The sequence below is a fragment of the Acinetobacter sp. LCT-H3 genome, from assembly GCF_001866125.1.
GTDB classification, from domain to species: domain Bacteria; phylum Pseudomonadota; class Gammaproteobacteria; order Pseudomonadales; family Moraxellaceae; genus Acinetobacter; species Acinetobacter schindleri.
In genome coordinates this window covers 18,420-37,521 of record NZ_MODX01000021.1, presented here as the reverse complement: position 1 = coordinate 37,521, position 19,102 = coordinate 18,420, and the positions used below count along the sequence as shown (strand labels likewise).

The window sequence follows — 19,102 nt, the reverse complement described above, 5'->3', positions numbered from 1 at the left end:
AATATCTATATATAACAATGTCTTAACTTTAAATATTATCTCTATGTCCACCATGTCCACTTTGTCCACCCAATAAAATCTATTTTCAGATTTCGCTATCCAAGTGCTGCATAGCCTCAATGCTAAAGTGCATCATTCTGGGCCGTGTGCCATCAGGTAGGGTATTGCTGGACTTCTTCACATATAGCTTCTTGTCTCCCTCAATAAACTCTTTAATCCAGCCATGTTTAATCAATACCTTTTTGACGTTCGCCTCATTCATACCTATACACATTTCCTTTTTAAACATGGTCGGCGATACAAGGTAGTGCTTGCCTTCTGGATCGTAATAGCCAACACGGTTATGAATCCGTGGGCGGATAACTTCACCGTCTGCCTGTCTGATTACAGTTAAGTCCTCAAAACGGCTAGTTCCGTTCGATTCAAAGAATGCCTTGATATGCTCCAGAATCTTTGTTTCTTCCATGTTCTCGCCATTACCTAGACTACCCAGCCAAGTATTAAAACATTGTGCTACAGCTTCAAATGCGCGTCCTTGCTGCCATCCTGTAATACCTGCTAATGTTGCCAGCTCTCCAGCAACGGCCACTAATGCAAAACGGCGTAAAACACGGTTGGCCTGTCCGTTCTTTGCTTGGGTATGCTGCTCAACAAAGCTGTCTAGTAATTTCTGGGCCTGCTGCATTACTGCATCTTTATCAGTAGTCAGGTACTCAAGCCATTTGATGCCTGCATATCCATAATGTTTTGATGCCAGCTCATTGATCCGGTTCCCCACATCACTTGAATTGCTGCCATAGTTAATGCATTCAAATACGCCGTAGCCCTTGCCGGCATCACTGGATAAGTGAGCAAAACGAAGTAATAAGCCTGCATCAAGCTCAATGTTGCCACGGCGTAAATGGTCCTCCAGTGTAATTTCCCCTGTGGATGTGTACATCAGGCCAAATTGCTTGGAATCTTTGTTATTGCCTGCTTTGGTGCTTCGGGCCTTGCCTTGTCCACCTGTAAGCATATAGACAATATCCGACACGGCTTTAGGGGTGGCCTGTCTCAATTCGTCCAGGTTTAAAAAGCTGTCATTTCTCAATTCGGCTTCATTCTCTAGTGCGTTATCCGTAGTCCTCCATGACTTGGATATATGCTTAGGATTGCCCCACACGCTGCATGATGCTTTGGTGATGGTGCTTTTCCCGTCTGTGGATGTGCCATATATGTGAAATCCACCGCTTTCTATAGCCAGTGGCGTTACAAGCTGGCCAGAAAAGGCACATGAGAATGCCAATACAGCCAATGAATGAGGCTCAATGAGTCGGCTAAGTTCCTGCCATTCTTCAAAACTCCCCGAAACGGTATAGGGGCTTTTGCTGTCAGTGTGGAATAACAGCTCCTCATCTTCACTATTGCCATAGGTTTTATTGGGGGTAGCAAAGCAGTAGCCATGCCATCCAGCCCGATCTACACACCTAAAACGCTGCTCTATTGGGTAGTCCTGAATGTAATTGATGAATACATTTTTCTTGTAGGCTTGACGCGGGGGCATTAGCCCATGATTGGCAATAATCTTTAAGGCTTCCTGCGCTTCCCCCATGAAATGCTCATAAGGGATAAGTAGGCGGTGCAAGGTATTGTCCTTATCATAGAACTGAATGACGCGCTTCCAGTTGTCATTATTCTGGCTTCGCGCTTCACCCAAAATGATTGCAGAATGAGAAATAAAGGTACGTGTCTGCTTAACTTCGCCATCATCATCCCTTTTTTCCTTTATCAGATATAGGCCACTGTCCATGATATGCAAAAATGAATTGTCATCCATCTTGAACGGCTTGGCTAAATGTCCTTTGGGTAGATTGGTCTTTTCAGGTAAAGCCTCTATCGCTTCATCAATAAACGCCAGTACTTCACTGACGCTTTCATCTTGGCTTAATCCAATCTCGAACTCATTTATACCCATTTTTAAATACTGGCATAGCAGCCTAACTGCCGTACTGTGCTCCAGCTTTTTAAATGGCTCAAGGTGCATTTGTTCAATTCTGACAGGTAGGTAAAGCTGTTTATAACCTGCCTGTGACAGCTGGTTAATGACAAACTGGATTTGCTCAAAGTCAAATGGCTTGAGTTCTACCTGGTGTTTATTACATAAAGTAGGCAGTAGCACCAATACAACGGCGTACCCAGTCTGTGCGACCTTGAAGAATGATTCCAGGCTATAAGTAATAACGACAGGCTGGGTATGGTCAAAATCACCATACCTTGCAAAACCTTTAGCCAGTCCATCAGGCACGACAGCCACGCGCTGCCCATCTTGCATGACAGCGCATTGAACAAGCTCCATTTGCCCGTCATAGACAGGCATAACCAAAGGCTGCTCATAAGTAACGCCGTCTATATCTACACTGCCAGTATCAATATGGATCGGATGCTCAGGACTGCCAAAACGCTGTATTAATGGATGTGATGAATAGGCATCATTAAACGATACAAGCTGCTCACATTCAGCTAAAATAGCTTCGGGTGTTATTAGTTCTTCGGGGTGGTCATAATCAAGCATTGTGGCTACCCCCTTTCATTTTCTCCCATTCTGCACTCAGTCGTTTCTCGCCCTGTGCCAATTTCTGCATGTTGTCGTAGCTTAATTGCTCAAGTACACCAAAACACCGCGTTATTGATTGAAAATAGACTTCTTCCAATCCTGTGAGTTTTGGCAGTAGGGTTATTTCATTTTGCAGAACTTGCAGCATATAGCCGATGGATTCACTGCGTTCCAGCATTTCGCTATACACGTCAGCCAAATCACCAGCATCGTATTTTTTAGGTGTATTTGTAGAATTGATCTGATTTGACATGATTACGCCTCCTCACTTTCGAAAGCTAAAGGCAGGATCCGCTCGATCATTTCCAATTTTGTTTGAATTTCAGCGATAAGATTGGCAACGATTTCCGCTTTAATCATTAATTTATTGCCACCCTCAAAACATTGAAAAGTAGCAATCGAAATATCTTTTGCACTTGCCACCAATTCATAGGCAACATCCTGGGCATTTAAATAATTTGCTTCGGCACGGGGTGCAAAAAAAGCACTGGTATAGCCTAGAGATGGGTTGTAGGTTTTTTTGATTTGAGTAGGCATGATTAATGCGCTCCTGTTGATTTAAAGGAGCCTTGCCGATTACTGTCAAATAATTGGTGGCAAAGCTGAAAAGGGTTGACAGACAGGCTCAACAGGTGACCTGCACACATAAATGTGTCCCTCTCCAGCTTCACCATTGAGATGCGAACGCATAGAGATTTTACGCACAAAAAAAGCCCTTTCGGACAGTACGCCTGTTGAGATTTATAGCCTGTCAAAGCTAATTCACCATGTGGGTGAACAAGCCAATCATAACTACGAAATTTTCGTAGTGCAATAAGAAAAACTGTCTTTATCGGAATAAAAGATAGTTTTAATGATTTGGTTGAGAGTTTTTTCATGCTTCAAACCCCTCTATAAGCGTGTCACAAATACGTTGTAAGCTACCGGCATGAAGAACCAATACATCTTTCGCTTTGGGATTCTTCATAAGCTGGTCCATACCCTCGTTGATTGCCTGCACCCCATCCCCAATAGAGATTAATTCGACAAAGCTACAGGCCTCCCCAGTTACGATTAAGTCCGCTTCAGTATCCATTTCATCATTGATCCGGTAAGAGACCATTACGATATCTTTCATGTTTTAGGCCTCCAGGACATTTGTTTGGTGAGACAATACAGGGCGACTAGATCTAAAGTTTTGAGCAAATAGATTTAATGCTGTTTTGCGTTGCTCATAGGTACATTGGGAGCCAATTAAAATTAGATCTTGGGCTTCTAACTCTGCCAGCAAATCCAGTTCATCATATGAAAGCGTGTCACGATCTAGCCCAGTAAATTGACCAGTCATAGCCCAGTTGATAAGCCTCGCCTCATTCATATAGTGATGAGGTTTAGTTTCCTTACCTTGCTGTTGTCTAGACAATTGCAGTACTGCTGATACTGCCTTATAGGTTGCAGCAGCCTGGTGACGTAAACGGCGTTTATCAAATATTGGATGGCTGCCGCGAAGTAAATGATCGATCTGCTCATCACACCAAAGAGCGAAATCAATATCGAGCCATTGGGCAAAGCGTACTGCTAACTTGGGATGAAGCCATGTACCTTGGGTAAAAGAACTAGAATTACCCTTCTTAGTTTTTATAAAATTTGTGATACCAGATAATCCCGTATCACTTTTTTGCTTTTCTCTTTTAACTAATGCCTCAATATATCGCTGAGTGTCAGGCAAATTAATCCAGTCGTTAGGACGCTTGTTGAATCGCTTTGCTGCTTCTGTAGCATTAAACCAGCCATTTTCATTAAAGCTGAGTGGTTGGCCATTGTATTGAGAGATGATTAAACCTTTCATAGTAACGCCCTCACTGCACACGGTTGATATGGATATTTGAATCAATCAAAACGCCGTCATTGGGTAACCCAACCTTTTGACGATTACTCATCATTTGCAATAACTGCTGTTCCGCTTCTTCAAAAGTAATGCCGAAATGCTTTGCAATGTCCTCTAACTGGTACATAGGTTCGCCGTCATCCGTGTAACCGCTTGGCGGTGGCAGTAGGTTTAACTCTTTGGCCTTTTGGTGCATTTCCGCTTTGATATGCTCAGGCGTATAGTGCATTGTCAAAATGAGGGCTTGCTCAGTGATGGGGTGGTGTTCCCCATACTGGTCCAGCATTGCTTTGTAGTGGTCGAAGGCTTTGAAAAACTCAGGGTTTACATATTCGTTCATGCTGCCACCTGCTTAAGCTCATAACGTGCATGGGTGCCAATGCCTGAACTATTGCGATCATGATGGGTCACAATGTCATAGCCCTGTTTACGTAGTTTTAAGATAACCGCACTTAAACGAAAGCAGCCGTACTGCTCCAGTGCTTCAATTGGTGTGATGCTCTTACCTTGCTTGAGGTGTTCTAAAATCTGTTCTAATTGGGTGTTATTCATGTTCTTATGCTCCTGTTTTTGCCAGTGCATCAGTTAGCTTGTGAATGGTTCCGATATGAACTATCAAAACATCCTTAGCATCTGCATGTTTCATCATGTCAGCGCGTTCTTCACGTAGCCCTTTGACTGTTACACTAAAGCCCCGAATCTCTAAAAACTTCATAGGGTCATCACTTACGATGAGGTCTGCTTCCTGATCTGCTTCACCAGTCGGACAGTAGGATGCAAGTGCATAGGCGTATAGATCGGCTGGGCTTGTAATACTCAATACATCAAGTACCAATTGTGTGAAGGTCTTTAGCTTGTTAGCCTCGGCCTTTAGGTAGTCATCAATTGAATAAGGCTTTAAAAATACTTCTCGGCCCAGTTCAGAAGCTCGGATAGAAACATGGTCGAGTAGGTCAATTGCCTGCTCAATCTGTTTTGTATTGGCTTCTGTTTTAACCTCATCAGTGAAGCACTCAAGGGCTAGACACGTGAAATCGGACACATCAATAAAAAGGTTCTTTATCTGTTCGCGGTTTACTTCACGGCAGATCTGCTCAAGTCTACTTTGTGCCTGCTGGGTGATGCTGATTGCATCCTGTAGGGTAATTTCCATGATTAAGCCTCCATCGTTGCAATGGTGGCCTTATGGCTTTTGATGCGCTCAGAAATCCATAAATCAATATCAGATTCAATCCAAGCAACACGGCGCTCGGAAATATTGATAGCTTTGGGAAATGTGCCTTGCTGCATCATTGCGTAAATAGAAGATGCACCTAAGCCTGTTTTGGCCTGCACTTCTTTACGGCGGATCAGGCGTACATTTTCGATTTTTTGTTCTTTAGATAAAGTCATCTAAACATTCTCCAACATTGGAAATGCCTAGACACAAAATAAGAAATAGAAATTAATTACAAGAGAAAAAACTAAGTTTTATTAATTAGATATAATTAGTTAATAGCTATTCAATATGTTCAAAGACTAACAAAGAATGCTTCCATTCGTAAACAATATGTTGACTTATGCCATGTTTGAACTACTATTTACCTAAGAGGTAAGTCCGCTTACCACTATCGGCAATCCGATAAAAATTAGTTTTTAATCGTTTTACATTTCTAAATTTCCTTTAGTTTTGTGCCCTTTCAACGGCGGTTAAAAATTAATGGCATTTAGTAATTGGCGTTACTAAAGCCACCTGTTCCATGAAAAGGGTCAAGCATTGGCGTGTTTGACCTTTTTCTTTTTCTCCTACACTCATTAGACATAAATGCTTCTTAATGAATGTATTAGATTTCTATGTTTTACTTTATAAGAGTTATGCTTAAATGGCTACCTCTTTACCCAACAAGTGCGTTAATTGTTGTCGCGCAGCAAATTTAAGTATTTGAGAATAAAAGAAATGTTATTTTAAAATCATATCCTAATGATGAATAAATATACATTTAATACTTCACTTTAGTTGGTTTGAATTGCTTTTAGTTGCTTTGAGCTGCATTCCCTTTCCGAAAGAACACAATTAGTTACAATATTATCCAGTACGTTTTACCTTAACTGTATTAAAGAAAATCAAATTAGGTTCATAAATCAGGCTAAATACAAAATCACTCCACTTTTGCATCATCTCTGTACGTTCTTTTTCATATTTAGCCTTGTTATAAATACCTCTTACGCCTTTGGCTGTATGGTTTAAACAAGCCTCGATTGCATCACTATTAAAACCTTGCTCGTTTAGATGAGTGCTGGCTGTTCTTCTCAAGTCATGCACGGTGAAGGGTGGCAAGTCTGTTAATGCCAGTGCTGCCTTTTGCGCCGTATTAAATGCGTTATGGCTGATATGAGTACCTGGCTTTCTGCCTACAAATACAAAAGGCTCATTGCCTGCAATCGCTTTTAGTTCCTTAAATATCTCCATCACCTGATCCGACATATAAACGACCATTTCACGGCTATGACCTGTCGCACTGTCAGCCTTTGTTTCAGGGATAAGCCATATACGGCTATCAAAGTCGATATGCTCCCATTTAGCCCTCAATAGCTCTGATTTTCTGACCAATGTCAGCAATGACAACAAAAGACCCAGCTTTCTAGGTCTATAGATTCTCGAATTTAGTAAGGTGGTGTAATAGGTGCGGATTTCATTTGTACTTAAATATCTATCTCTAGGCTTTGCCTTGTGTACGTGCCGTGATGGGATAGCCAAAACAGGGTTATAAGGTACGAGGCCCAAAGTCATTGCATAATCAAACATGCGCTTTAACAAGCCTCTGACTTGGTTAGCTGCTGCATCATATCCCTGTTCTTTTTTGCGCCATATTGTACGGCGTACATCTTCAATGCTGACCTGATCTAAGGGGATGTGGCCCATCATTGGATAAATATCATTGCTCAGGCATAAAACCATGTTGTAAGGGTTTTTACGGTCTTTTTTAATGACTTCTTTTAAATAGCGTTCGCCGTAGTCCTTGAACAAAATGCCTTTAGGTTTGGCCTTATCCTGTTTCGGTGAAATACCTTTAGCTACCAATGAGGCGGATTCATCCCTGATTTGTCTAGCATCCTTTAATGACAAGTCAGGATAACGACCTAGAACAAGCCTTTCTTGCTTGCCTGCCAGTGAATAACGGTAGTGCCATGACTTAACGCCTGATTCCTTCACCTCAATAAACAGCCCATTATTCAGCTTGTCTTTAACTGAATATCGTTTGTCCTGTGGTTTCAGGTTTTGAATCTCTCTATCAGTAGAGAAAAACAGGCCGTTCATTTTTGGCATTATTCTAGTCACTCAGGCATAAAAATAAGATTTTATTGTCACGTAGCTAGTAGGTGACTAAAAAAATCATAGCACTAGATGAACGCATAGAACATATTGGAACAATAAAAATGCATAAAAAAAGCACTAAGCTATTAAAACTTAATGCTATTTAATTATCATTGGAATTTATTAGAATTTACTGGAATATAGGCTTAAATTGAAATTACTTTCCAATACAGAACGACCCAAAGATCTTGCCCAACAGGTCATCCGCACTAAAGTCACCGGTGATCTCACCTAGAGCATTCTGTGCCAGACGCAAGGATTCTGCCACTAACTCACCTGCGTTATATACTACCAGTTGTTCACGAGCTTCAGCCAGATACACCTGGGTACGCTTCATTGCGTCTAAATGACGAGTACGGGCAATAAAGGTATCTTCTTCAGGCTGGAAGCCTGCATGCGCTGTAATCGCCTCTATGAGCGCTTGCACACCGGTTTCCTGCTTGGCTGAGACAGTGATATGACGGAAACCCTGAAAATCACCGATGATAGCTTCGGCACCGGTCAAATCTGCTTTATTACCAATCAGCATCAGGCGTTTCGGTTCAATATGTTCAGCAAAATATTCCTGTGCCAGTTGTAATGGATCATCACCCTGACTCAGGTCATAGACCAGCAACAGCAGATCTGCCTGTTCAATTTCCTTGATTGCACGACGAATCCCTTCTTTTTCCACGATATCACCCGTTTCACGCAGACCGGCAGTATCAGTCAGGGTAATTGGCAAACCATTTAAGGTAATTTTCTCATGCAAAACGTCACGTGTCGTACCCGCAATATCGGTCACAATGGCGCGTTCAATCCCGGCCAAAGCATTCAATAAGGACGATTTACCGGCATTGGGTTTACCGGCAATGACCACCTGCAAACCTTCACGTAACAACTGACCTTGACGTGCGGATTGCTGGACTTGAGTGACTGCATTGGATACGCCATCCAGCAGATTTAAAATCTTGCCATCTGCCAGAAAGTCGATTTCTTCTTCCGGGAAATCAATTGCCGCTTCTACATGCAGACGCAAATGAATCAACTGCTCAAGTACAGCATTCACCTTGGTCGAAAATACGCCTTGCAGAGAACGTACTGCCGAACGTGCAGCCGCTTGCGATGTCGCATCAATCAGGTCAGCAATAGCTTCAGCCTGGACCAGATCCAGCTTGCCATTTTCAAAGGCACGCATGGAGAATTCACCGGCTTTGGCTGCTGTTGCCCCAAGTTCCAGCAAACGTGCCAGCAGGGCATTCTGAATCACCGGACCGCCATGGCCTTGTAGTTCAACCACATCTTCGCCCGTGAAAGAGTTTGGATTCGGGAAGCAGATCGCTAAACCTTCATCCATGACTTCACCTGCCGCATCATAAAACTGGCGAAAACCGGCAAATCGGGCTTTTGGCAGGTCTTTGCGGGTCAGGGCCTGAGCAATCTCATAAGATTTTGGACCAGACAGACGAATCACCCCAACGCCGCCACGTCCCGGTGGTGTCGCAATCGCAGCAATCGTAGTGGTTGGGTTGAGCATAAAATTCACCTGCAGAAGAACAAAAAGTACAGCCAAAAAAAATCCGCCTAAGATTACCATCTTAAGCGGATTTATTCAGCCCGTCAGTACAACTTAGTTGACTGGCTTTGCCTCATCACGTTGTGCACGATCTTTGGCAACAGACTTGTTGATCAAGCTTTGCTGCAGGATGGTGATCAGGTTGTTGACAATCCAGTACAGCACCAGACCAGCCGGGAAGAACAGTAAGAATACTGTAAAGATCACTGGCATGATCTTGAACACTTTCGCCTGCATTGGATCAGTCGGTTGTGGGTTCAACGACTGCTGGATATACATGGTTGCACCCATCAGCAATGGCAGGATGAACCAAGGATCCATTGAAGATAAATCCTGAATCCACAGCATCCATGGTGCATGACGCAGTTCCACAGATTCCATCAGTACCCAGTACAATGCCAGGAAGATTGGCATTTGCAGCAAGAGCGGTAAACAGCCGGCAAGTGGATTTACCTGCTCGCGTTTGTACAGTGCCATCATCTCTTGAGAGAAGCGCATACGGTCTTCACCGAACTCTTCTTTCATACGCTGCATTTCTGGCGCAATCACACGCATTTTCGCCATAGAGCGGTAACTCTTCGACGACAATGGCCACAGGATCAGTTTTACCAGAACAGTCAACAGAATGATCGCCCAGCCCCAGTTACCTACCAGGCCATGGAAAAATTCCAGACCAACAAATAGCAGTTTGGCAATCGGCCATAACCAGCCATAATCTACAGTCTGGTTCAGACCTGTTGCCAGATCTTTGAGCTCTGACTGGATTTTTGGACCAGAATAGAAGGTCGCATCAATTTCAGCCACAGTACCGGCAGGTACATTGAAGGTCGGAGAGGTAAAGCCAATGATATTCATGTTATCAGTTGACTTACGTGATTCCAGCTTCGCCGTATAGGCCTCGCCATTGCCCTGTGTCAGTTTCAGGTTACCTGGTACCCATGCACTGACAAAGTAGTGCTGCACCATCGCAACCCAGCCGCCTTTGGCTTCAGTGCTGAGTTTTTCTTCAACAAAGTTGTCAAATTTCAACTTGTTGTAATGCTCATCTGGGGTACCCCAAGCGCCACCCAAGAAAGTACCTAAAGTAAAGATACCTTGATCAGATTTGCCTGGATCCTCAGAATTGTCACGCTTGATCTGGCCAAACATTTGACCTTGCCAAGCCTGTCCACTGCGGTTGATAACCTTGTGGTTCACGACAACTGGATATTCACCTTCAGTAAAATTGAAGGTTTTGATGATTTCTACACCATCTGCCGTCTTGAATACCATTGGCACAGACAGAACTTTTACATTCTCGCCATCTTTATTTTTGACTGCCTTGGCATCTGCCAGGGTATAAGCAGTTTTTTCCAGCTCATAGCTTGGACGGCCATTACGGCTGCTGTCCGGCCCATTTAGACCAATTAAACCTGACTGCGCGACATAAGTACGTTTCGCATCGCTTTCCAGCATGACGAAAGGTTCATCGCTGTCTTTGTTTTTGTCATGATTGAGTAATTCAACACGAACAATATCACCACCTTTAGGATTAATCCAAAGATGATAAAGGTCAGTTTGTACTGAAATAAGCTGCTGACTTACAGGTGCTGTAGCATCCGTGGCTTGCTGCGCTGGAACATTTGCTTGTGGCACATCAGAAGCGGCGGTAGCCGTCTGAGCATTTGGCAAATCTGCTGACACTTCTTGCGACACAACTGCAGTTTCCTGCTGAGGTTGAGCTTCCGCATTTCCATAATCTTTTTGCCACGCCAAAATGAGCAAATATGCGACAACAAACATAGCCCCGAGAATTGCAATCCTGGCCCATTGTTGCATATGTATTACCCCAAGTGGTGAGAGTGATTTTGGTTCAATAAACGATCACGAAAGGGTACAGCAACGTGAAGCGTTTGAGAATCTATTTGCTGAAATGAAATAAAACGAATCGCTTTCGGAGGAACAGGATCGTATCCTGAGCCACCCCACGGATGACAACGGCAAATACGTTTAGTAGCCAGCCACACACCACGCACAGCTCCATGTGTATGGACTGCTTCCAAGGAATATTGAGAACATGTTGGAAGATAACGACAGCGTGGTCCAAGTAAAGGACTAATCGCAATCTGATAGAAACGGATCAACCAATGCAGTAAACGTACCATTGGCCATCTCTACTTTTGTGGGGAGGGAGCTATTTTTATATGCTTTTTGGCAAGACGGTTGAGTTTCTGCCAAGCAAATTGTAGTTGCTGGTGCAATTCTGCATTCGGGACTGTATCAATACCAGCTTTTGGCATCACCACAATATCCAGATCGCTGAGCTGCTGTTGATGCAGGCGAAAACTTTCGCGAGCAAGACGTTTTACTCGATTTCGTTCATGCGCACGGCGCACTTTTTTCTTGGCAACAACTAAACCCAAACGGCTATTTGGCAGTTCGGACGGTTTTGCAAGAAATAAGAAATGGGGTTGATGCACTTTTAAAAGCGCACCATCAAAGACACCTTTATAATCGGCAGCACAGCGTAATCGTAACTCTGTGCCAAAACCATAAAGTGTTGTCATATCACCCAAAGTCGGCGAAGCCTAACTGATTAAACAGTTAAGCTGTGACGACCTTTTGCACGACGGCGAGCTAGAACTTGACGACCAGCTTTAGTAGCCATACGAGCACGGAAACCATGAACGCGTTTACGCTTTAATTCAGATGGTTGGAATGTACGTTTCATGTCGAAACTCCAAAAATGATCTTTCTATGAAGGTCCGCGATTTTAGTGCTCATTGCTTGAGCTGTCAATGCAAAAGCATATTTCTTTTCAAATTAGTCTAGGAATTGGCTTGCCTGATACTTTTCAAATTGTGTAGTCAAAGAGTGAATAAAATAGTTAACCACAATATAAATAATTGTTTTAATATTATATTTTAGTTATTAACATCTATATCAACAGATTTATCCACAATACTATACACAATTCAAATTTAGATTCTCGTTTTGAATTTAAATTTAAACCATGTGTTGGTTATCCACAGAAAGTCTGGATCTTATAAATAAATTCAAATTTATAAATTTAAATTTATTACTATTAGGAAGCTGTTTTTCTGTGGAAAATGCATTTTTAATTTTAATAAACATAATCTTATATTGTGGATAAAACTGTTTCTATAATTTTCATACTTTGTGGATAACTTTGTGCTATATTTTATCCACAGCTTGCGGATAAACTTATCCACACCAGGTTTTAAATTTAAATTTATGCATGAAAAGCGCTTTTTGAACGATTTATGCTGAATATTTCATGACAGATGTGGATAACTTGGTTAGAATGGCGACCCGCTTTTAGGTGCGGCAATGGCTTTTAAATAAACAATGGAATGAATAGGGGATTCACATGCTTTGGACAGACTGCTTAAATCGCTTGCGACAAGAGCTCTCTGGAAATGTCTTTACAATGTGGATACGCCCACTGGTTGCAGAGGAACTGGACGATACTCTTCGTCTTTATGCACCGAACCCTTACTGGACGCGCTACATTCAAGAACATCATCTGGAGCTGATCTCGATTCTGGCGGAACAGTTATCTGAAGGCCGGATCCGTAAAGTCGAAATTCTGGTGGATTCCCGTCCTGGTGCGATTTTATCTGCCAGTGAACAGCCAGCGACCACCACGGCTGCTTTAGAAACACAGCCAGTGAGTACGCCTGCGCCTCGCCTACGTAAAGAAAAAGAAGAATCGGTTAAAAATAGCCGCAAGCGTCAGCTGAATCCCTTATTCACTTTTTCTCTATTTGTGGAAGGCCGCTCGAATCAGATGGCCGCAGAAACCTGCCGTAAGGTTTTGACCCAGCTCGGTGCATCTCAACATAACCCGTTATTTTTGTATGGCCCGACCGGTCTGGGTAAAACCCACTTAATGCAGGCAGTAGGGAATGCATTATTGCAAGCCAAGCCGAATGCCCGCGTGATGTATATGACCGCAGAAAGCTTTGTGCAGGACTTTGTCAGCTCGCTGCAGCAGGGCAAGGTTGAAGAATTTAAGAAAAACTGTCGTTCTCTGGATTTATTACTGGTCGATGATATTCATTTATTGGCGGGTAAAGAGGCCAGTCTGGTTGAGTTCTTCTATACTTTTAACGCACTGTTGGACGAATCGAAACAGATCATTCTGACCTCGGATCGTTATCCGAAAGAACTGACGGAGCTGGATCCTCGTCTGGTTTCACGTTTCTCCTGGGGCTTGTCGGTAGGGGTTGAGCCGCCCGATATTGAAACCCGTATTGAAATTTTACTTAAAAAAGCTGAAAGCAATGAAGTGGATCTGCCACGTAACTGCGCACTGTTTATTGCACAACAAGTGGTTGCGAATGTGCGTGAGCTTGAAGGTGCACTAAACAAAGTGGTGGCGATTTCCCGCTTTAAAGGCACACCGATTGATCTGGATGTGGTACGTGAATCCTTAAAAGATGTTTTGGCGATTCGCGCCCGCACCATCAGTACTGAAAATATTCAGCGTGTGGTCAGTGAATATTTCCGTATTCCGCTGAAAGAACTGGTCGGTCCGAAACGTACCCGTATTTATGCACGTCCGCGTCAGCTTGCAATGGGTCTGGCACGTGAATTGACCGGAGACAGTTTCCCGGAAATTGGCATGGCATTTGGGGGTCGTGACCACAGTACCGTGATGCACGCCTGTGAAAAAGTATTGAGTCTGCGTGAGGAAGATCCGATCTTCAACGAGGACTATAAAAACCTGCAGCGCCTGCTGCAAAGCTAAGCCAAAACGCTCAAATTCTGCGCTTGCTATGCGGCTTTTTTTGCCGCATAGTACAGTGCTAAATAATTAACTTTTCCATATTAATCTTCAGTTTTCAGAGGAATGTACCGTGCGTTTAAAAATCGCGAAAGAGAGCTTACTGAATGTTCTATCACATGTCGTAGGAGCGGTTGAACGTCGCCATACCTTAAACATTCTGTCTAACCTGAAAATTCAAGTGACAGCTCAAGCATTAACGGTGACTGGTTCAGATCTTGAGGTAGAACTGGTAGCAAGTATGCCTCTGAATGAAGGTGCATGTTTGCAAGCCGGTGAAACCACGGTTCCTGCACGTAAGCTGGTTGATATCTGTAAATCTTTGCCATCAGCTGCGTTGGTAGATCTGCAAATTACTGAAGATCAGCGCTGTATTTTGAAGTCTGGAAACAGCCGTTTTGTGCTCGGTACCTTGCCTGCTGAAGACTATCCATTGCTGTCGAATGAAAACAGTCAGGGCACACAGGTAACTGTGACCCAGCGTGAATTAAAACGCTTGTTTGAAAAAACTGCTTTTGCAATGGCGGTACAGGATGTACGTTTCTACCTGACCGGTACATTACTGGAAATTGATGCCAACCAGCTGCGTGCAGTGACTACGGATGGTCACCGTCTGGCGCTGTGTGAAACAGCTGCGCAATCAACCGCAGCTCAGCCAATCCAGGCGATTGTGCCACGTAAGGCAGTAGGTGAATTACAGCGTTTACTTAGTGTTGAAGATGATCAGTTATCATTGCTGATTGGTCGTGAATTGCTAAATGTAACTATCACAGTTCCAAACCGTGATAAGGAGCAGGGGGATACTACAGTACGTTTCACCACCAAATTGATTGATGGTAAATTCCCTGACTATCGCCGTGTGATTCCACGTGGTGGTGACAAGCACGTGATCATCGCACATGATGTATTCAAGCAATCTCTGCAACGTGTTGCGATTTTGAGTAATGAAAAACTTCGTGGTGTATTCCTGAACTTTAATGCGGATTCACTGCAACTGCGTGCCAATAACCCGGAGCAGGATGAAGCGATTGAAGATCTCGCCATTCAGTATGCGGATGCACCAATGGAAATGTCTTTCAATGCGCAATATTTGCTAGAAGTTTTGGGTGTGCTGGACGGTGATGATGTCTCCATGAGCATGACCGAAGCAAACCAGTCGGTGTTGGTTCAAGATCCTGCACATACTGATCAAACTTATGTGGTCATGCCGATGCGCGTTTAAGCGGCAGCATCCAGGCACAAGCTAATCATGCATATTACGCGTCTGCATATAGAGCGTGTACGAAATTTAAAAACGGTTGCTCTCCAGGGATTGCAGCCGTTTAACGTTTTTTATGGCCAGAATGGTTCAGGCAAGACCTCTATTCTGGAAGCCATTCACCTGTTGGCCACAGGGCGTTCTTTTCGTACCCATATTCCTAAAAATTACATTCAGCACAGTGCTGCGGATGCGATCGTGTTTGCCCAGTCTGATGCTGAAAAAGTCGGTATGCAGAAAATGGCCAGTGGTGAGCAGCTGATCAAGGTAAATGGTGATCTGGTAGCGACCCAGGGGCAGCTGGCCAAGCTGCTACCCTTACAGCTGATTGATCCACAAAGCACCGATATTATCGATCATGGTGCCAAGCCACGCCGACAGTTATTGGACTGGTTAATGTTCCACGTGGAACCAGAATTCTATCATGCCTGGCAATATTATTCGCGTGCCTTGAAGCAGCGCAACAGCTTGCTAAAGTCCAGGCGCTACCTCAGTCTTTCAGAGCTGGAGCCGTGGAACCAGATGCTCAGTCAATATGGTGAGATTCTGCATTCACAACGGATCGGTATTGTCGAGCAATGGAAAGTTTTCTTTGAGGAAGACCTGAAACATTTGCTGCCAGATCTCACGATTAGCCTGGATTATAGTCCCGGTTTTCATGCTGAAACTGGCCTGCTCAATGACCTGACCAATCATCATGAGCGGGACGTTGAAAGACGCTATACAGAATATGGTCCACATCGCGCAGATTTGCGTCTGAAGACCCCTCTGGGAGATGCAGATGTGATCCTGTCTCGTGGACAGAAAAAGCTGCTGCTGATGGCGTTAAAACTGTCTCAAATTGCAATGCTACATTCTTGTAATAAGGAAACTGTGGTATTATTAGATGATCTGACAGCAGAATTAGATTTAACCGCCCAACAACGTTTAATTGAGCGATTGAGCCAACTTGGTAGTCAAGTTTTTATTACCACTTTAGACCACGAATCAGTACAAAAGCATTTACATGATTTGTCTATCTCATATCAGTTATTCAATGTTGAAAACGGTATCGTTCAGGTTGTTGTGCAATAGTATTTTAAAGTTTTACCCATCTTTGGATAGACCTATTTTTCACTAGGGAGAAACCATGAGTTCAGAAGATCAAGCTGCTTCTCAACCAGAACAAACCATTGAAAAGGCTTATGATTCCTCTAGCATCAAGGTATTACGTGGTTTAGACGCTGTGCGTAAGCGTCCGGGCATGTACATTGGTGATACAGACGACGGTACAGGCTTACACCACATGGTTTTCGAGGTGGTCGACAACTCGATTGATGAGGCGCTGGCAGGTCACTGTGATGAAATTTTAGTGACTATTCATGAAGATGAATCGGTGTCAGTATCAGATAACGGCCGTGGTATTCCAACTGATATTCATCCTGAAGAAGGTGTGTCTGCAGCAGAAGTAATTCTGACTATTCTGCATGCCGGCGGTAAGTTTGATGACAACAGCTATAAGGTCTCTGGTGGTCTGCACGGGGTAGGTGTTTCGGTTGTAAATGCCCTGTCAGAAAAACTGGAACTGACCATTCATCGTGCTGGTCATATTCATCAGCAGGAATACCGCCATGGAGATTCACAGTACCCGTTAAAAGTCATTGGTGATACAGACCGAACCGGTACCCGTGTACGTTTCTGGCCAAGTGCTGAAACCTTTAGTCAGACCATTTTCAATGTCGATATTCTGGCGCGCCGTTTACGTGAATTGTCATTCCTGAATGCCGGTGTGCGTATCGTACTGCGTGATGAACGCATTAATGCCGAGCACATCTTTGATTATGAAGGTGGTCTGTCCGAATTTGTAAAATATATCAATGAGGGCAAAACTCACCTGAATGATATCTTCCATTTTACTACGATGGCGGAGAACGGGATCGGGGTAGAAGTGGCATTGCAATGGAATGATTCTTATCAGGAAAATGTACGCTGCTTTACCAACAACATCCCGCAAAAGGATGGTGGTACGCATTTAGCCGGTTTCCGTGCTGCACTGACCCGTGGTTTAAATAACTATATGGACAGTGAAAATATTCTGAAAAAAGAAAAAGTTGCAGTATCTGGTGATGATGCACGTGAAGGGTTGACTGCGATTGTATCGGTGAAAGTACCTGATCCGAAATTCTCATCACAGACCAAAGAAAAGCTGGTGTCGAGCGAAGTAAAAACTGCGGTCGAACAGGCAATGAATAAGTCATTCTCTGAGTACCTATTAGAGAACCCGCAAGCAGCGAAATCAATCGCGGGTAAAATCATAGATGCCGCACGTGCCCGGGATGCAGCGCGTAAAGCACGTGAAATGACACGTCGTAAGAGTGCGTTAGACATTGCCGGTCTTCCAGGCAAACTGGCAGACTGTCAGGAAAAAGATCCAGCATTGTCTGAGCTGTACCTGGTCGAGGGTGACTCGGCGGGTGGTTCTGCGAAACAGGGGCGTAACCGTAAGATGCAGGCAATCTTGCCACTGAAAGGTAAAATCCTGAATGTAGAACGTGCACGTTTCGACCGTATGATTTCATCGGCTGAAGTGGGGACGCTGATTACTGCACTGGGCTGTGGTATTGGTCGTGAAGAATACAACCCGGACAAGTTACGTTATCACAAAATCATCATCATGACCGATGCTGACGTGGATGGTTCGCACATCCGTACTTTACTGTTGACCTTCTTCTTCCGTCAAATGCCGGAACTGGTAGAACGTGGTCATATTTATATTGCACAGCCACCGCTGTACAAGCTGAAAAAAGGCAAGCAGGAACAGTACATCAAGGATAATGATGCACTGGAAACTTACCTGATTTCGAATGCGATTGATGAACTTGAACTGCATATCAGTGCGGATGCACCTGCCATTCGTGGTGATGCACTGGCAAATGTAATTGCGGATTACCAGATCTCGCAAAAAAGCTTGAATCGTTTGACGCTACGTTATCCTGCAACATTGCTGGATGGTCTGTTGGCGCTTGAAGCATTTAAACTGGATCAGGCAAATGATCTGGATTATGTGGAAAACTGGGCAATGCAGTTGCGTCAACACATCGAAGACAAGCAACCAAGCCTGCGTCCTGAGCTGGGTATTGAAACCTTCGAGAAGGAAGATGCAGAAGGCAACAAGTCTGTGACTTATCTGCCACGTATCACGATTTATATCCATAACCTGCCACATGTTTATCTGCTGGATTCAGGTCTGTTGGGTTCAAGTGAATATGCACGTTTATTGAAGAATTCGAAGAGCTGGTTCACGTTACTCGAAGAGGGTGCTTACCTACAAAAAGGTGAGCGCAAGATTCTGGTGAATAGCTTCCATGAAGTATGGCAGCACATCCTGCAAGACTCACGTCGCGGCATGATGATCCAGCGTTATAAAGGTCTGGGTGAGATGAATGCGGATCAGCTGTGGGAAACCACCATGGATCCAGAAAACCGTAACATGCTACAGGTAACGGTACAGGATGCGATTGAAGCAGATCGTATGTTCTCTTGCTTGATGGGTGACGACGTAGAACCACGCCGTGCCTTCATTGAAGAGAATGCTCTAAACGCAGATATCGATGCATAACTGATACACAATACACTTAAAAAAGCACCTTTCGGGGTGCTTTTTTTGTGATCAATTTATGCTAATGTCATTTTAACTGGTTAGTAT

General features: G+C 43.8%; 19 protein-coding genes. 4 read left to right on the top strand and 15 right to left on the bottom strand.

Annotated elements, in window-relative coordinates:
* Nucleotides 1–85 precede the first annotated feature (85 nt).
* From BK820_RS11305 to rpmH, 15 genes are all read right to left on the bottom strand, one after another.
* Complete coding sequence (locus BK820_RS11305; RefSeq protein WP_071320970.1) at nucleotides 86–2,551, bottom strand: DUF927 domain-containing protein; 2,466 nt, start codon at nucleotides 2,549–2,551, stop codon at nucleotides 86–88.
* Nucleotides 2,544–2,846 (bottom strand): hypothetical protein, encoded by a 303-nt coding sequence (locus BK820_RS11300; protein WP_071320969.1) that lies wholly within the window; start codon nucleotides 2,844–2,846, stop codon nucleotides 2,544–2,546. The genes BK820_RS11305 and BK820_RS11300 overlap by 8 nt, the downstream gene beginning before the upstream one ends.
* 2 nt (nucleotides 2,847–2,848) lie before the next feature.
* On the bottom strand, nucleotides 2,849–3,130 hold the full coding sequence (locus BK820_RS11295; protein WP_071320968.1) for a hypothetical protein: 282 nt from the start codon (nucleotides 3,128–3,130) through the stop codon (nucleotides 2,849–2,851).
* A 337-nt stretch (nucleotides 3,131–3,467) separates the two neighbouring features.
* A complete protein-coding gene (locus BK820_RS11285; RefSeq protein WP_171260615.1) occupies nucleotides 3,468–3,695 on the bottom strand; it encodes a hypothetical protein in 228 nt (75 codons plus the stop codon).
* A gap of 18 nt (nucleotides 3,696–3,713) precedes the next feature.
* Nucleotides 3,714–4,421, bottom strand: coding sequence for a KilA-N domain-containing protein (locus BK820_RS11280; RefSeq protein WP_071320966.1), 708 nt, complete (start codon nucleotides 4,419–4,421; stop codon nucleotides 3,714–3,716).
* Nucleotides 4,422–4,431: 10 nt separating this feature from the next.
* Nucleotides 4,432–4,800 (bottom strand): hypothetical protein, encoded by a 369-nt coding sequence (locus BK820_RS11275; protein ID WP_071320965.1) that lies wholly within the window; start codon nucleotides 4,798–4,800, stop codon nucleotides 4,432–4,434.
* The gene (locus BK820_RS11270) at nucleotides 4,797–5,012 is read right to left on the bottom strand and encodes a helix-turn-helix domain-containing protein (RefSeq protein ID WP_004815246.1); all 216 of its coding nucleotides are present in this window, start codon (nucleotides 5,010–5,012) and stop codon (nucleotides 4,797–4,799) included. Before BK820_RS11270 ends, BK820_RS11275 begins: the two co-directional genes overlap by 4 nt.
* Before the next feature lie 4 nt (nucleotides 5,013–5,016).
* Entirely contained in the window at nucleotides 5,017–5,613 is a 597-nt protein-coding gene (locus BK820_RS11265; protein WP_071320964.1) for a hypothetical protein, read from the bottom strand.
* Nucleotides 5,614–5,615: 2 nt separating this feature from the next.
* Nucleotides 5,616–5,852, bottom strand: a complete 237-nt coding sequence (locus tag BK820_RS11260) for a helix-turn-helix transcriptional regulator (RefSeq protein ID WP_071320963.1) — start codon at nucleotides 5,850–5,852, stop codon at nucleotides 5,616–5,618.
* Nucleotides 5,853–6,525: 673 nt separating this feature from the next.
* The gene (locus tag BK820_RS11255; protein ID WP_143045197.1) at nucleotides 6,526–7,767 is read right to left on the bottom strand and encodes a tyrosine-type recombinase/integrase; all 1,242 of its coding nucleotides are present in this window, start codon (nucleotides 7,765–7,767) and stop codon (nucleotides 6,526–6,528) included.
* 205 nt (nucleotides 7,768–7,972) lie between these two features.
* A complete protein-coding gene (mnmE, locus tag BK820_RS11250) occupies nucleotides 7,973–9,331 on the bottom strand; it encodes a tRNA uridine-5-carboxymethylaminomethyl(34) synthesis GTPase MnmE (protein WP_071320983.1) in 1,359 nt (452 codons plus the stop codon).
* Nucleotides 9,332–9,424: 93 nt separating this feature from the next.
* On the bottom strand, nucleotides 9,425–11,188 hold the full coding sequence (gene yidC, locus BK820_RS11245; RefSeq protein WP_071320962.1) for a membrane protein insertase YidC: 1,764 nt from the start codon (nucleotides 11,186–11,188) through the stop codon (nucleotides 9,425–9,427).
* Between the two features lie 5 nt (nucleotides 11,189–11,193).
* On the bottom strand, nucleotides 11,194–11,514 hold the full coding sequence (yidD, locus tag BK820_RS11240; protein WP_004814012.1) for a membrane protein insertion efficiency factor YidD: 321 nt from the start codon (nucleotides 11,512–11,514) through the stop codon (nucleotides 11,194–11,196).
* A 9-nt stretch (nucleotides 11,515–11,523) separates the two neighbouring features.
* On the bottom strand, nucleotides 11,524–11,916 hold the full coding sequence (gene rnpA / locus BK820_RS11235; RefSeq protein ID WP_004814013.1) for a ribonuclease P protein component: 393 nt from the start codon (nucleotides 11,914–11,916) through the stop codon (nucleotides 11,524–11,526).
* A gap of 29 nt (nucleotides 11,917–11,945) precedes the next feature.
* Nucleotides 11,946–12,080 carry a 50S ribosomal protein L34 gene (gene rpmH, locus BK820_RS11230; protein ID WP_000831329.1) on the bottom strand — a complete coding sequence of 45 codons (135 nt, stop codon included), beginning with the start codon at nucleotides 12,078–12,080 and terminating at the stop codon, nucleotides 11,946–11,948.
* A 660-nt stretch (nucleotides 12,081–12,740) separates the two neighbouring features.
* Here rpmH and dnaA point away from each other — a divergent pair.
* From dnaA to gyrB, 4 genes are all read left to right on the top strand, one after another.
* A complete protein-coding gene (gene dnaA, locus BK820_RS11225; protein ID WP_071320961.1) occupies nucleotides 12,741–14,123 on the top strand; it encodes a chromosomal replication initiator protein DnaA in 1,383 nt (460 codons plus the stop codon).
* Nucleotides 14,124–14,232: 109 nt separating this feature from the next.
* Nucleotides 14,233–15,381: a DNA polymerase III subunit beta gene (gene dnaN / locus BK820_RS11220; RefSeq protein WP_071320960.1), complete on the top strand. Its 1,149-nt coding sequence runs from the start codon at nucleotides 14,233–14,235 to the stop codon at nucleotides 15,379–15,381.
* A gap of 27 nt (nucleotides 15,382–15,408) precedes the next feature.
* Complete coding sequence (recF, locus tag BK820_RS11215) at nucleotides 15,409–16,491, top strand: DNA replication/repair protein RecF (RefSeq protein ID WP_071320959.1); 1,083 nt, start codon at nucleotides 15,409–15,411, stop codon at nucleotides 16,489–16,491.
* A 55-nt stretch (nucleotides 16,492–16,546) separates the two neighbouring features.
* The gene (gene gyrB, locus BK820_RS11210) at nucleotides 16,547–19,015 is read left to right on the top strand and encodes a DNA topoisomerase (ATP-hydrolyzing) subunit B (protein ID WP_071320958.1); all 2,469 of its coding nucleotides are present in this window, start codon (nucleotides 16,547–16,549) and stop codon (nucleotides 19,013–19,015) included.
* Nucleotides 19,016–19,102 lie beyond the last annotated feature (87 nt).

What these genes read in the sequence shown, in the direction of transcription:
- rnpA (WP_004814013.1), bottom strand. Translation starts at nt 11,916, where the DNA reads ATGACAACACTTTATGGTTTTGGCACAGAGTTACGATTACGCTGTGCT.
- BK820_RS11260 (WP_071320963.1), bottom strand. Translation starts at nt 5,852, where the DNA reads ATGACTTTATCTAAAGAACAAAAAATCGAAAATGTACGCCTGATCCGC.
- mnmE (WP_071320983.1), bottom strand. Translation starts at nt 9,331, where the DNA reads ATGCTCAACCCAACCACTACGATTGCTGCGATTGCGACACCACCGGGA.
- BK820_RS11305 (WP_071320970.1), bottom strand. Translation starts at nt 2,551, where the DNA reads ATGCTTGATTATGACCACCCCGAAGAACTAATAACACCCGAAGCTATT.
- recF (WP_071320959.1), top strand. Translation starts at nt 15,409, where the DNA reads ATGCATATTACGCGTCTGCATATAGAGCGTGTACGAAATTTAAAAACG.
- BK820_RS11300 (WP_071320969.1), bottom strand. Translation starts at nt 2,846, where the DNA reads ATGTCAAATCAGATCAATTCTACAAATACACCTAAAAAATACGATGCT.
- BK820_RS11270 (WP_004815246.1), bottom strand. Translation starts at nt 5,012, where the DNA reads ATGAATAACACCCAATTAGAACAGATTTTAGAACACCTCAAGCAAGGT.
- rpmH (WP_000831329.1), bottom strand. Translation starts at nt 12,080, where the DNA reads ATGAAACGTACATTCCAACCATCTGAATTAAAGCGTAAACGCGTTCAT.
- BK820_RS11265 (WP_071320964.1), bottom strand. Translation starts at nt 5,613, where the DNA reads ATGGAAATTACCCTACAGGATGCAATCAGCATCACCCAGCAGGCACAA.
- BK820_RS11255 (WP_143045197.1), bottom strand. Translation starts at nt 7,767, where the DNA reads ATGCCAAAAATGAACGGCCTGTTTTTCTCTACTGATAGAGAGATTCAA.
- BK820_RS11295 (WP_071320968.1), bottom strand. Translation starts at nt 3,130, where the DNA reads ATGCCTACTCAAATCAAAAAAACCTACAACCCATCTCTAGGCTATACC.
- dnaA (WP_071320961.1), top strand. Translation starts at nt 12,741, where the DNA reads ATGCTTTGGACAGACTGCTTAAATCGCTTGCGACAAGAGCTCTCTGGA.
- yidD (WP_004814012.1), bottom strand. Translation starts at nt 11,514, where the DNA reads ATGGTACGTTTACTGCATTGGTTGATCCGTTTCTATCAGATTGCGATT.
- gyrB (WP_071320958.1), top strand. Translation starts at nt 16,547, where the DNA reads ATGAGTTCAGAAGATCAAGCTGCTTCTCAACCAGAACAAACCATTGAA.
- BK820_RS11280 (WP_071320966.1), bottom strand. Translation starts at nt 4,421, where the DNA reads ATGAAAGGTTTAATCATCTCTCAATACAATGGCCAACCACTCAGCTTT.
- BK820_RS11275 (WP_071320965.1), bottom strand. Translation starts at nt 4,800, where the DNA reads ATGAACGAATATGTAAACCCTGAGTTTTTCAAAGCCTTCGACCACTAC.
- BK820_RS11285 (WP_171260615.1), bottom strand. Translation starts at nt 3,695, where the DNA reads ATGGTCTCTTACCGGATCAATGATGAAATGGATACTGAAGCGGACTTA.
- yidC (WP_071320962.1), bottom strand. Translation starts at nt 11,188, where the DNA reads ATGCAACAATGGGCCAGGATTGCAATTCTCGGGGCTATGTTTGTTGTC.